Source organism: Streptomyces flavofungini, assembly GCF_030388665.1.
In the GTDB taxonomy this organism is placed as follows: domain Bacteria; phylum Actinomycetota; class Actinomycetes; order Streptomycetales; family Streptomycetaceae; genus Streptomyces; species Streptomyces flavofungini_A.
Map to the genome: position 1 here is coordinate 8,230,080 of NZ_CP128846.1, position 12,905 is coordinate 8,242,984.

General features: G+C 71.7%; 10 protein-coding genes and 1 pseudogene. 6 read left to right on the forward strand and 5 right to left on the reverse strand.

Annotation, left to right across the window (positions count from 1 at the left end):
• Window positions 1-64: 64 nt before the first annotated feature.
• The 5 genes from QUY26_RS35535 to QUY26_RS35555 all read right to left on the reverse strand — a co-directional run bounded on the left by QUY26_RS35535 (window position 65) and on the right by QUY26_RS35555 (window position 5,075).
• Complete coding sequence (locus tag QUY26_RS35535) at window positions 65-1,654, reverse strand: molybdopterin-dependent oxidoreductase (protein WP_289954017.1); 1,590 nt, start codon at window positions 1,652-1,654, stop codon at window positions 65-67.
• 72 nt (window positions 1,655-1,726) lie between these two features.
• A complete protein-coding gene (locus QUY26_RS35540; RefSeq protein WP_289954018.1) occupies window positions 1,727-2,524 on the reverse strand; it encodes an anti-sigma factor in 798 nt (265 codons plus the stop codon).
• Window positions 2,521-3,105, reverse strand: coding sequence for a sigma-70 family RNA polymerase sigma factor (locus tag QUY26_RS35545; protein WP_289954019.1), 585 nt, complete (start codon window positions 3,103-3,105; stop codon window positions 2,521-2,523). Before QUY26_RS35545 ends, QUY26_RS35540 begins: the two co-directional genes overlap by 4 nt.
• Before the next feature lie 465 nt (window positions 3,106-3,570).
• Window positions 3,571-3,990 carry an ArsR/SmtB family transcription factor gene (locus tag QUY26_RS35550; protein WP_289954020.1) on the reverse strand — a complete coding sequence of 140 codons (420 nt, stop codon included), beginning with the start codon at window positions 3,988-3,990 and terminating at the stop codon, window positions 3,571-3,573.
• 47 nt (window positions 3,991-4,037) lie between these two features.
• Entirely contained in the window at window positions 4,038-5,075 is a 1,038-nt protein-coding gene (locus tag QUY26_RS35555; protein ID WP_289954023.1) for a LacI family DNA-binding transcriptional regulator, read from the reverse strand.
• A gap of 266 nt (window positions 5,076-5,341) precedes the next feature.
• Here QUY26_RS35555 and QUY26_RS35560 point away from each other — a divergent pair, with 266 nt between their 5' ends.
• The 6 genes and pseudogenes from QUY26_RS35560 to QUY26_RS35585 form a co-directional block, all read left to right on the forward strand.
• A complete protein-coding gene (locus QUY26_RS35560) occupies window positions 5,342-6,613 on the forward strand; it encodes an extracellular solute-binding protein (protein WP_289954025.1) in 1,272 nt (423 codons plus the stop codon).
• Between the two features lie 2 nt (window positions 6,614-6,615).
• Complete coding sequence (locus QUY26_RS35565) at window positions 6,616-7,626, forward strand: carbohydrate ABC transporter permease (RefSeq protein WP_289954027.1); 1,011 nt, start codon at window positions 6,616-6,618, stop codon at window positions 7,624-7,626.
• Window positions 7,627-7,631: 5 nt separating this feature from the next.
• Window positions 7,632-8,564, forward strand: a complete 933-nt coding sequence (locus tag QUY26_RS35570; RefSeq protein ID WP_289956321.1) for a sugar ABC transporter permease — start codon at window positions 7,632-7,634, stop codon at window positions 8,562-8,564.
• Window positions 8,565-8,622: 58 nt separating this feature from the next.
• Window positions 8,623-10,287: a glycoside hydrolase family 13 protein gene (locus QUY26_RS35575; RefSeq protein ID WP_289954029.1), complete on the forward strand. Its 1,665-nt coding sequence runs from the start codon at window positions 8,623-8,625 to the stop codon at window positions 10,285-10,287.
• Window positions 10,275-11,339 carry a LacI family DNA-binding transcriptional regulator gene (locus QUY26_RS35580; RefSeq protein WP_289954032.1) on the forward strand — a complete coding sequence of 355 codons (1,065 nt, stop codon included), beginning with the start codon at window positions 10,275-10,277 and terminating at the stop codon, window positions 11,337-11,339. Before QUY26_RS35575 ends, QUY26_RS35580 begins: the two co-directional genes overlap by 13 nt.
• A gap of 132 nt (window positions 11,340-11,471) precedes the next feature.
• Window positions 11,472-12,881, forward strand: a pseudogene (locus tag QUY26_RS35585) (alpha-amylase); the annotation flags it as partial.
• Window positions 12,882-12,905: the final 24 nt, after the last annotated feature.

Consider the following 12,905-nt stretch of genomic DNA (forward strand, 5'->3'; position numbering starts at 1 on the left):
GGCGGAAAGGTGCTGCGCGTACGGGGCCGGGAGCTCACGCACGCGTCCGTATGGGGGAGAGGGATCAGTCGACGGTGACCACCACCGAGTGCCGGCCGCTCGCCCCGTCGGGGATCGTGCGGGTGCGTCGTGCGGTCTGGATCGCGCCGGTACGGTCGGTCGCCCGCACCGTGAGGGTGTGGCCGCCGGGGGTGGCCCGCCACGGGAAGGACCACTGGCGCCAGGTGTCCCGGGTGTCCTCGGCGGCCAGGTCGGCAGCCCGCCAGGGGCCGTCGTCGACGCGCACCTCGACCTTGTCGATGCCGCGGTGCTGCGCCCAGGCCACTCCGGCGACCATCACCGTGCCCGCCTTCGGCCTGGCGAAGGGCTTGGGCGTGTCGATCCGGGACTGGGTCTTGACGGGCGCCTCGCGGGCCCAGTCGCGCTTCACCCAGTACGGGTCGTAGGCGTCGAACGTCGTCAGCTCGATGTCCTCGATCCACTTGCAGGCGGACACGTAGCCGTACAGACCCGGCACCAGCATCCGGACGGGGAAGCCGTGGGTGAAGGGCAGCGGCTCGCCGTTCATGCCGAGCGCGAGCATCGCGTCGCGGCCGTCCATCACGTCGTCCACGGGGGTCCCGATGGTCATGCCGTCCACGGACCGGGCCACCAACTGGTCCGCGGGGCCGCCGCGGGAGGGCGGCACGACGCCGCTCTCGGCGAGCAGGTCCGCCAACCGCACCCCGATCCAGCGGGCGTTGCCGACGTAAGGGCCGCCGACCTCGTTCGACACGCAGGTCAGCGTGATGTCCCGCTCGATCAGTCCGCGCCCCAGCAGGTCCGCGAAGGACAGCCTCGTCGCACGCGTGACGCCCTTGCCGTGGATCCGCAGACTCCACGTGGCGGCGTTCACCTTGGGGACGACCAGGGCGGTGTCCACCCGGTAGAAGTCCTTGTTGGACGTGGTGAAGGAGCTGACCCCCGGCACGCGCGCCTGCGCGCCGCTGGGCACGGCACGGGCGGGCGAGGCCGGGGCAGGCAGCTCGACGGCTTCGCGGGAGGCGACGGCCGCCTTTCCGCGCGAGGCGTTGAACGACCTGCCCAGGGCCCCGACCCCCGCCGAAGCGGCCGCCGCGCCCGTGGCCGCGACGACGAAACCACGCCGGTCCCACCCACCCGTCGTGGGCTGCTCCGAACGCGCTGCGTCCCCGGACTCCGACGGGACCTCGGCCCGGTCGCCGCCGGGGGCGGCGGTGGCCAGGCGGCCGCCGAGCACGTACAGCAGACCCGCTCCGACGATCGACCCCGCCAACGACGGGAAGGCGTCGCGGAACCCCGTCGAGTCAGGCCGGCCGGTCGCGGCGAGCGCGCCGACCACGCCGAAGAACAGCACCCCCGCCGCCGCGATGCGACGACGCCGCAGAGCGACCAACCCCAGCACCAGGGCCGGCACAGCGAGCACGGTGAGAATCCCGAGCTGCAGGACCAGCTTGTCGTCGGTGCCGAACTCCTTGATGGCCCAGTCCTTGACCGACGCGGGTGTGCGGTCGATCGCTGCCCCGCCCACCGCCACCACCGGGCCCGCCTCCGGCCGCACCGCGGCGGACACCAGCTCGGCGAGGGCGAGTGCGGCGAAGCCTGCCAACAGGCCGCTCGTGGCGCCTGCCGACACCCGCCACCAGTCCCTCCGCCGCGGCGGCCCTCTTCGCTCTGTTCTCACGTGAGGTATTCGGTGCCACTGGGCTCATGGATGGGTCGGTCGCTCGAACGAGTGAGAGGTGGGGAAGTCCATGAGGGCCAGGGGCTCGGTGGTGGGCCGCGCCGAGCCCCCCGCAGGCTCCACGGTGATCCCCATGCCGGTGGCCCGGCCGACCGGGCCGTCCAGCAGCATCGCCTGGGCGTCCTGGCCCCCGGCGACGAGTCCTGCCCGGCGCATGGACCCGTCGTCGTCGAACCACAGCTGGTAGACCTTGCCCCGCGGCGGCTCGGGCAGGCCCGTCACGATGAACGCGGCCCGGTCGCGGCCGGCCGACACGACCACGGTGCCGCCGGCCCCGTCGGCGAACCGGATGCTGCGCGTCCTGGCGTCCGGGGCGCCCAGCACGGCCGCGAGCTCCTGCGACCGCTCCCGGGCCTCTTCCTGGACCTGGCGGGCCTTGTCACGCGCATCCTGGGCCCGCTGGTGCTGCCAGAGTGCGGTGCCGCCGAAGGCCGCGGCCACGGCGACGCAGGCGGCGAGCGCCCACCGGGAGAACCGGCGGGACCGGCGCGGGGTGGGGCGGGGGGCCGCGTCCTGACCGGAGCGCGGGACGTCCTGGCGCACGGTGGTGATGCGGCGGAGCACGTCGTCGCGCAGGCCGCGCCGAGGGGCGGTGGCCAGCGCGAGGCCGAGGCGCGCGACGGTCTCGGCCAGCTCGCGCACCTCCTGAGCGCACACGTCACAGTGCGCCAGGTGCTCCTCGACCTGCGCGCGCTCGTCGTCCTCCAACGCGTGGGCGACGTAGGCGCCGGTCAGGGTGTGCGGGGCGTCGGCGCAGGTCACGCGCTCACCCCCAGGCAGTCGCGCAGGCGGATGAGACCGTCGCGCAGGCGTGTCTTCACGGTGCCCAGGGGCAGGGCGAGGAGCTCGGCCACCTGCCGGTAGGTGAGGCCGCGGTAGTACGCCAGGGTGACGGACTGCCGCTGCAGTTCGGTCAGGGCCCGCAGACACCGGCGCACCTGCTCGCGCTCCAGGCGCGTCTCGACCTGCTCGCTGACCTCGTCGAACTCCGGGGTGTTCGCCAAGAGGGCGGCCCTGTGCTCGCGGGCGGCCGAGGCTTCCGCGGAGCGCACCCGGTCCACCGCGCGGCGGTGGGCGAGGGTCAGGATCCAGTTCAGGGCCGTGCCGAGGTCGGGCCGGTAACGGGGCGCGGTGCGCCAGACCTCCACCAGGACGTCCTGGGTGACCTCCTCGGACTGGGCGTGATCACGCAGCACACCGCGTACGACGCCGAACACGGGGCCCGCCACGGTGTCGTAGACACCGGCGAACGCCTCTTGCTCGCCGCGGGCCACGCGGGCGAGCAGCTCTTGGAGATCGGGTCCCGGTGCCGACCGGGTTCCGATGTGCACGACTTCCTTCACTCGGTGTTCCTCCAGCACGAGTCGCCCTGTTCAGGGGGATCCGTAGCCGGGGGCGTTGCGGATTGGTCGGGTCCGCGGTCCGTGCCCCGCCGAGCCCGCTCGTCCTGGTCCGTGCCCCGCCGAGCCCCGCTCGTACGCGGCTGTCGCCGGGGCCTACCCGGGGGACGGGCCCGGCGAGCACGACGGCGCACACGACGAAGAGCACCTGCCGCACACAGTGCGGTGTGCGGCAGGTGCGTGGCGGAGGGCCTGCGGCGGCATCCGGGCGGAGGGGTCGGGCGCCTCGCGTTCCACCGGGACGGCTCCTGTCGCTGACCGCTTCCGCGTGTTCGGGATCCCTCACGAACCCGACACCGGTGATCCGTGGCCGCGCGGGTGGCGGATTGCTCCCGGGCGTGATCCGCACGGGGAGGAACGAGAGGAGCCGCGCCGGCCCCGCGCAGCGGTGTCCGGCGGAGAGCCCGGCTAGTGCCCGGTGGCCGGGCGGCGGCGGACGGCCCTGGCCCGCGTTCCGCGCGCGGCGGCGGTCTGCTCCTGCGCACCGGCCGCCGCGGGCTCCGCCGCCGCACCGGTCGCCTCGGCTGCGCCGGAGGCGCGGGCCACCAGCGCGGCCTCGTCCAAGAGCCCGCGCACGTCCGCCGCGCGGTAGTAGATCCGGGTGCCCTCGCGGCGGGAGGACACGAGCCCCGCCGCCCGCAGCTTCGCCAAGTGCTGCGAGGTCGCGGCCACGTGCGCGCCGAGCAGCTCCGCGAGCGCGCTGACCGGCAGCTCCTGCCCGCTGAGCGCCCACAGCAGCCGGTACCGCGACGGGTCGGCCACTGCCTTCAGCACCGCCACCGCACGGTCCGCGGCCGCCGCGTCCCACGCCTGTCCTTGCGCATCCATGCAAAGAGAGTAGCGGGGCCCTGGCGCCCGGCCACCGCGACGCGGGCTCAGGACGCCGCGGCCCCGCCCCGCCGCCCCGAAGCCGTCGACCCGCGGACCACCAGCTCCGGCAGGAACACGAACTCGCTGTGCGGCGCCGGGGTGCCGCCGATCTCCTCCAGGAGGGTGCGGACCGCGGCCTGGCCCATGGCCTGGACGGGCTGGCGGACCGTGGTCAGCGGCGGGTCGGTGAAGGCGATCAGGGGCGAGTCGTCGAAGCCGACCACCGAGATGTCGCGGGGCACGTCGAGGCCCTGCTCACGGGCGGCGCGGATGGCGCCGAGGGCCATCATGTCGCTGGCGCAGACGATGCCGGTGCACCCCTTGGCGATCAGCGCCGTCGCCGCGGCCTGCCCGCCCTCCAGGGTGTACAGGGAGTGCTGGACCAGGTCGTCGGCCGCCGCGCCGGACAGGCCGAGCCGCTCGCGCAGGCCGAGCCGGAAGCCCTCGATCTTGCGGACCACCGGGACGAAGCGCCGGGGGCCGACCGCGAGGCCGACGCGGGTGTGGCCGAGCGAGGCGAGATGGCGCACGGCCAGCTGGGTCGCGGCCCGGTCGTCGGTGGAGACGAAGGGCGCGTCGACCTCGGGGGAGAAGCCGTTGACCAGGACGTGCGGGACGCCTTGGGCGCGCAGGGAGGCGTAGCGCTCCATGTCGGCGGTGGTGTCGGCGTGCAGCCCGGAGACGAAGATGATCCCGGCGACGCCGCGGTCCACGAGCATCTCGGTCAGTTCGTCCTCGGTGGAGCCGCCCGGGGTCTGGGTGGCGAGCACCGGCGTATAGCCCTGGCGGGTCAGGGCCTGGCCGATGACCTGGGCGAGGGCGGGGAAGATCGGGTTGTCCAGCTCGGGCGTGATCAGGCCGACCAGGCCCGCGCTGCCGCGTCTGCGCAGCCGGACGGGCCGTTCGTAGCCGAGCACGTCGAGTGCGGCGAGAACGGCTTCGCGGGTGGCCGCGGCCACGCCGGGCTTGCCGTTGAGGACCCGGCTGACGGTGGCTTCGCTGACTCCCGCCTGGGCTGCGATGTCGACGAGCCGCGCGGTCATGCACGGGACTGTACCGGCCGACCGCGGTCTTGCCCACCGGTTGCGCAAGCTTGCAGCAAGCGCTGACGGGGTCCCGCCGCAACGTGCAGGACACACGACGGTAACGATCACCTCGTCTTGCAGAAATTTCTCGCAAGGTCTTTCGGCTGGTTTTCAAGCCTGTTACGTTCCTGCCAACCCGGCGCCGCCTCGAGTGCGGCCAGCAGGAGGCACCTCTTCGTCTCTCCTCATTCCGGGTCATTCCGGGACCAGTTGAAGGAGTACACATGCGGCGTGGCATAACGGCCACCGCACTGGTCGCAGCCCTTGCGATGACAGCGGCGGCGTGCGGCGGCGACGACGGCGACGGCGGCAAGAAGAGCGGCGGCAAGCTCTCCGGGACCGTCACCTTCTGGGACACCTCGAACGACGCCGAGAAGGGCACGTACGAGAAGCTGGCCAAGGGCTTCGAGGACCTCCACCCCGGCGTCAAGGTCAAGTACGTGAACGTGCCGTTCGGCGAGGCCAACGCCAAGTTCAAGAACGCGGCCGGCGGCAACTCCGGCGCTCCCGACGTGATGCGCACCGAGGTCGCCTGGGTCGCCGACTTCGCGAATCTCGGCTACCTGGCGCCCCTGGAGGGCACCGCCGCGCTGGACAAGCAGGACGACTTCCTGCCGCAGGCCGCCGCGAGCACCAAGTTCAAGGGCAAGACCTACGCGGCGCCGCAGACCATCGACACCCTCGCGCTCTTCTACAACAAGAAGATGCTCAAGGAGGCGGGCGTCGAGGCTCCCAAGACCTTCGAGGACGTGAAGTCCGCCGCCAAGAAGATCAAGTCGAAGTCCGGCAAGACCGGTCTCTACCTGCGCGGCGACGACCCGTACTTCTACCTCCCGTACCTCTACGGAGAGGGCGGTGACCTCCTGGACACCAAGAAGAAGGAGATCACCGTCGACGACGCCGAGGGCGCCAAGGCCTTCGAGGTCATGAAGGACCTCGTCGACTCCAAGGCCGCCGTCACCGACGCCAGCGACGGCTACAACAACCAGCTGAACGCCTTCAAGAACGGCGACGTCGCCATGGCGCTCGACGGCCCCTGGTCCATCGAGGGCGCCCTGCAGGGCAAGCAGTTCAAGAACGACAAGGGCAACCTCGGCGTCGCGCCGGTGCCCGGCGGCAGCGCCCGGCAGGCCTCGCCGCAGGGCGGCTGGAACCTCGCCGCGTACGCCGGTTCCAAGAACCTCGACGCCAGTTACGAGTTCATCAAGTACATGAGCTCGGCGAAGGTGCAGCAGCAGACCACCGAGAAGCTGAGCCTGCTGCCCACCCGCACCTCCGTCTACGACGTGGCGTCCGTCAAGAAGAACCAGATGGTCCAGTTCTTCAAGCCGGCCGTCGACAAGTCCGTGCAGCGGCCCTGGATCCCCGAGGCGAACTCACTGTTCGAGCCGATCCGCCTGGAGATGCAGAAGGTGCTCAGCGGCAAGACCTCGCCCGAGGGCGGCGCCGAGAGCATCGGCAAGGCCTACGGCAAGCTCCTCAAGGACTACAAGTAACGATGGCTGTCGAGAGCGGCCCCCGAGCGGTCGAGGCCGCGGACGTCACCGGCGTCCGCGGCCGCGGCCCCCGCCCGGGCAAGAACCCCGGACGTCTGCGCAGGTCCCTGAGCACGCACTGGTACGCGTGGGCGATGGTCGCCCCCGTGGTGATCGTCATCGGTGTCATCGTCGGCTACCCGCTGGCCCGCGGCGTCTTCTTGTCGACGACGAACGCCAACGAGGCCAACGTCGAGCGCACCATCGGCGTCAACCACATCCCGGCGACCTACGAGTCCGTCGGCCTGGACAACTACAAGGCGATCCTCGACGACGGCGTCTTCTGGGACCGGCTCACCTGGACCGTCATCTGGACGGTTTCCTGTGTCGCCCTGTCGTTCGCCATCGGCCTGGTCCTCGCGAACATGCTCAACCGCAAGCTCAAGGGCCGCTCCTTCTACCGGATGGCGCTGATCCTGCCCTGGGCGGTGCCCGCGTTCGTCTCCGTCTTCACCTGGCGGCTGCTCTTCAACGAGAAGAACGGCGTGCTCAACAAGGTCCTCGAAGGCGGCGGCATCGACGCGATCCCGTGGCTGAACGACCCCACCTGGGCGAAGATCTCCGTGATCGCCGTCAACGTCTGGCTCGGCGTGCCGTTCATGCTCGTCGCCATGCTCGGCGGGCTCCAGTCCATCCCTGGCGAGCTGTACGAGGCCGCCGAGATGGACGGCGCGAGCCCCTGGCAGCGCTTCCGCCACGTCACGCTGCCCGGCCTGCGCCCTGTCGCCACGACCGTGGTCCTGATCAGCTCCATCTGGACCTTCAACATGTTCCCGGTGATCTTCCTGCTCACCCGGGGCGGCCCGGGCGACGCCACCGAGATCCTCGTGACGTACGCCTACCGGCTCTCGTTCGTCGTCAGCCCGCGCGACTTCGCCGGGTCCGCTGCCTGGGGCGTGCTCATCCTGCTGCTCCTCTCGCTCTTCGCGGTGGTCTACCGCCGCGCGCTCCGCAAGCAAGGAGAGGTGTGGTGACCACGATGTCCTCGAACACGACGCCCTCGAACACGACGCCCTCGAAGACGACGCCCTCGAAGACGACGTCCGCGAAGCCGTCCGTGCAGCCGTCCGCCAAGAAGCCGAGGCCGCGCGGCGAGCGCGGACCGCTCGCCTCCGTCGCCCTGCACACCACCCTCCTCATCGCCTCGCTCATCGCGGTCCTGCCGCCGCTGTGGCTGCTCGTCACCTCGTTCAAGCCGCAGAGCGAGGCGTTCTCCACCGCCCTGGTGAAGGACTTCACGCTCGGCAACTACGACCACGTCCTGAACGACACCAAGTTCCTCGACTGGGTCGTCAACTCCCTGTTCGTCGTCGGCCTGACCACCGTCATCGGTGTCTTCATCTCCGCGACCACGGGCTACGCGGTGAGCCGGTTCAAGTTCCCCGGCATGCGGCCCCTGATGTGGCTGCTGCTCATCACGCAGATGTTCCCGGTCGCCGTGCTCATCGTGCCGCTGTACAACCTGCTGGCGAGCATGGAGTTGCTCAACCAGCCCATGGGTCTGGTCCTCACCTATCTGACGATCGCCGTGCCGTTCTCCGCGTGGATGATGAAGGGGTACTTCGACACCATCCCCGTGGAGATCGACGAGGCGGGCCGCGTCGACGGACTCAACCCGTTCGGCACCTTCTGGCGGCTCATCATGCCGCTGGCCAAGCCTGGCCTGGCCGTGACCGCCTTCTACAGCTTCATCACCGGCTGGGCCGAGGTCGCCTACGCCTCCGCGTTCATGACCGGCGAGGAGAACCTGACGCTCGCGGGCGGCCTGCAGACCTTCGTCAACCAGTACACCAGCGACTGGGGTTCGCTGACCGCCGCGGCCGTGATCGTGGCCGTGCCCGCCGCCGTGATCTTCGGCTTCGTGCAGCGCCACCTGGTCTCCGGACTCACCGCGGGCGCGACGAAGTCCTGACCCGGCCGCCCCTTCCGATCCGCCGATCCACCCACAGACTCGACCTCTCAGGGAACACATGACCCAGCATCTCGCTGCCCCTGCCGCCCCCGACTCCGGCACGCGTACGGACTGGTGGCGCGACGCGGTGATCTACCAGGTCTATCCGCGCAGCTTCGCCGACGGCAACGGCGACGGCATGGGCGACCTCGAGGGCATCCGGGCCCGCCTGCCGCACCTGAAGGACCTCGGCGTCGACGCCGTCTGGCTCAGCCCCTTCTACGCCTCGCCGCAGGCCGACGCGGGCTACGACGTCGCCGACTACCGCGCCATCGACCCGATGTTCGGCACCCTCCACGACGCCGACGCGGTGATCAGGGACGCGCACGCCCTGGGCCTGCGCATCATCGTGGACCTGGTGCCCAACCACTCGTCCGACCGCCACGACTGGTTTCGCCGGGCCCTCGCGGACGGCCCCGGCTCGCCCCTGCGGGAGCGCTACCACTTCCGCCCCGGCAAGGGCACCGACGGCGAACTGCCTCCCAACGACTGGGAGTCCATCTTCGGCGGCCCCGCCTGGACCCGCACCACCGACCCCGACGGCACCCCCGGCGACTGGTACCTCCACCTGTTCGCCCCCGAGCAGCCCGACTTCAACTGGGAACACCCCGCCGTACGCGACGAGTTCCGCTCCATCCTGCGCTTCTGGCTGGACATGGGCGTCGACGGCTTCCGCGTGGACGTCGCCCACGGCCTGGTCAAGGCCGAGGGGCTGCCCGACATCGGCCACCACGACCAGCTCAAGCTGCTCGGCAACGACACCATGCCGTTCTTCGACCAGGACGGCGTGCACGAGATCTACCGCAGCTGGCGCCACGTCCTCGCCGAGTACGCGGGCGACAGGGTCCTGGTCGCCGAGGCCTGGACCCCCACCGTCGAGCGCACCGCGCACTACGTACGCCCCGACGAGATGCACCAGGCCTTCAACTTCCAGTACCTGGGCACCCACTGGGACGCCGCCGAGCTGCGCGAGGTCATCGACAGCTCGCTGGCCGCGATGCGCCCCGTCGGCGCCCCCGCCACCTGGGTCCTGTCCAACCACGACGTGACCCGGCACGCCACCCGCTTCGCCAACCCGGCGGGGCTCGGCACCCAGCTGCGCACCGCCGGCGACCGCGCCCTCGGCCTGCGCCGGGCCCGCGCCGCCACCCTCCTGATGCTGGCCCTGCCCGGCTCCGCGTACCTCTACCAGGGCGAGGAGCTCGGCCTGCCCGACGTCACCGATCTGCCCGACGAGGTCCGCCAGGACCCCTCGTTCCACCGGGCGCAGGGGCAGGACGGGTTCCGCGACGGCTGCCGGGTGCCGATCCCGTGGACCGTCGACGGGCCGTCGTACGGCTTCGGCGCGGGCGGCAGCTGGCTGCCCCAGCCCGCGGGCTGGGGCGAGCTGAGCGTGCAGGCGCAGACCGGCGATCCCACGTCGACGCTGGAGCTCTACCGCGCGGCACTGCGGACCCGCCGCACCCAGCCGGGACTCGGCGCGGGCGACGACCTGGTGTGGACCGAAGCCCCCGCCGGCGTCCTCGCCTTCCGGCGGGAGGAGTTCGCCTGCACCGCGAACACCACCGGCGCGCCCGTACGGATCGCGGCGCCCGGCCGGATGCTGCTCGCGAGCGGCCCCGTCGAGGTGACCGGGGGCGAGGTGGAGCTGCCCGCCGACACCACCGTCTGGTGGGGGGTGTGACGACCTCCCCGCCGCGGGACGCCGAACGCGGCGCCCCGCGGCTCGCGGACATCGCCGCCCAGGCGGAGGTCAGCGAGGCCACCGCGAGCCGCGTCCTGAACGGCAAGGCGGGCGTGGCCGCCGCGACCCGGCGCCGCGTCCTGGCCGCCCTCGACGTGCTCGGCTACGAACGGCCCGTGCGGCTCAAGCGGCGCAGCGCGGGCCTGGTCGGCCTGGTCATCCCCGAGCTGACCAACCCGATCTTCCCGGCCTTCGCGCAGGTCGTGGAGCAGGTCCTGGCCGGGCACGGCTACACCCCGATGCTGTGCACTCAGCTGCCGGGCGGCGCCACCGAGGACGAGCTGGTCGAGCAGCTGGAGGAACGCGGCGTCAGCGGCATCGTGTTCCTGTCCGGGCTGCACGCCGACGCGAGCGCCGACCACGGGCGCTACCTCGAACTCGCGGGCCGGGGCGTGCCGTTCGTCCTCATCAACGGCTACAACGCCCGCATCCCCGTCTCCTGCGTCTCCGCCGACGACCGCGCGGCCGTGCGGATGGCCGTGCGCCACCTCGTGGACCTCGGGCACGAACGGATCGGCCTGGCCATCGGGCCGACCCGCTACGTCCCCTCGCGGCGCAAGGCGGAGGGATTCGCGGCGGCGCTGCACGAGTACGTCGGCCTGGCACAGGGGGAGGCCGAACCGTTCGTGCGGCGCACGCTGTTCACCGTCGAGGGCGGCGCGGCCGCGGCCGGGGCGCTGCTCGACCACGGCTGCACCGCCGTGGTGTGCGGCAGCGACATGATGGCGCTCGGCGCCGTCAGGGCCGCGAGGGAGCGGGGCCTCACGGTGCCCGGCGACGTCTCCGTGGTGGGCTTCGACGACTCGCCGCTCATCGCGTTCACGGACCCGCCGCTGACCACGGTGCGCCAGCCCGTGCAGGCGATGGCGTCGGCCGCCGTCGGTGCCCTCCTCGAAGAGATCAACGGAAACCCCGTGCAGCGCACCGAGTTCGTCTTCCAGCCGGAGCTCGTCGTACGGGGCTCCACGGCCCAGGTGCGTCCCAAGGGTTGACCGTTGTGGTTGACGGTCGTACGGTCACGGGCGAAAACACTGCCGCAATCTTGCTGCAACAACCTTCAACGGCCTGACGGGCACGTCGCCTTGCCGGAGAAGGCCCCCCACCTCACCGCGCAGGAGGCCCCCGTGACACGTCGTACGCGCAGGAAGCCAGGAAGAGGACGCAAGGCGCAGGCCGCGACCGTCGCCCTGCTCGCCGGGGTCGGCGGGAGCCTGGTCGGCGGGGCGCCGCAGGCCGTCGCCGCCCCGCCCGGCACCAAGGACGTCACCGCCGTGCTCTTCGAGTGGAAGTTCGCCTCGGTGGCCAAGGCGTGCACGGACCGGCTCGGCCCCGACGGCTACGGCTACGTCCAGGTGTCGCCGCCGCAGGAGCACATCCAGGGACCGCAGTGGTGGACGTCGTACCAGCCCGTCAGCTACAAGATCGCGGGCAGGCTCGGTGACCGGGCCGCCTTCAAGAGCATGGTCGACACCTGCCACGCCGCCGGCGTGAAGGTCGTCGTCGACGCGGTCATCAACCACATGGCCGCGGGCGACGGCACCGGCACCGGCGGCACTTCGTACACGAAGTACGCCTACCCCGGCATCTACTCGCGCCCCGACCTCGACAACTGCACCGTGCCGATCTCCAACTACCAGGACCGCACGAACGTCCAGGAGTGCGAGCTCGTCGGCCTCGCGGACCTCGACACCGGCGAGGACTACGTACGCGGCCGCATCGCCGGCTACCTGAACGACCTGCTCTCCCTCGGCGTCGACGGCTTCCGCGTGGACGCCGCCAAGCACATGGCCGCCGCCGATCTGAAGAACATCAAGTCCCGTCTGAGCGACCCCGACGCCTACTGGAAGCAGGAGGCCATCTTCGGCGCGGGCGAGGCCGTCTCACCGGACGAGTACCTGGGCACCGGTGACGTGCAGGAGTTCCGTTACGCCCGCGACCTCAAGCGCGTGTTCACCGGCGAGAAGCTCGCGTACCTCAAGAACTACGGCGAGGGCTGGGGCTACCTGCCGTCCGGCAAGTCCGCCGTGTTCGTCGCCAACCACGACACCGAGCGCGGCGGCGACACCCTCACCTACAAGGACGGCGCGAACCACACCCTGGCGCACGTCTTCATGCTCGCCTGGCCCTACGGCTCCCCGGACGTGCACTCCGGCTACGAGTTCACCGACCGGGACGCGGGGCCGCCCAACGGCGGCGAGGTGAAAGCCTGTTACAGCAACGGGTGGAAGTGCCAGCACGCCTGGCCCGAGATCAAGGGCATGGTGAAGCTGCGCAACGCCGCGCGCGGCACCGGCGTCACGAACTGGTGGGACAACGGCGACGACGCCATCGCGTTCGGGCGCGGCGACAAGGCGTACGTCGTGATCAACCACGAAGGCGCGGCCCTCGACCGCACGTTCCAGACCTCGCTTCCGGCCGGTGGCTACTGCGACGTGCAGAGCGGCCGGACCGTCACCGTCGACGGCGCGGGCCGGTTCACGGCCTCCGTCGCCCCCGGCACCGCCCTCGCGCTCCACACCGGCGCCAGGTCCTGCTGACCACCACGAAGGAGAACGCAC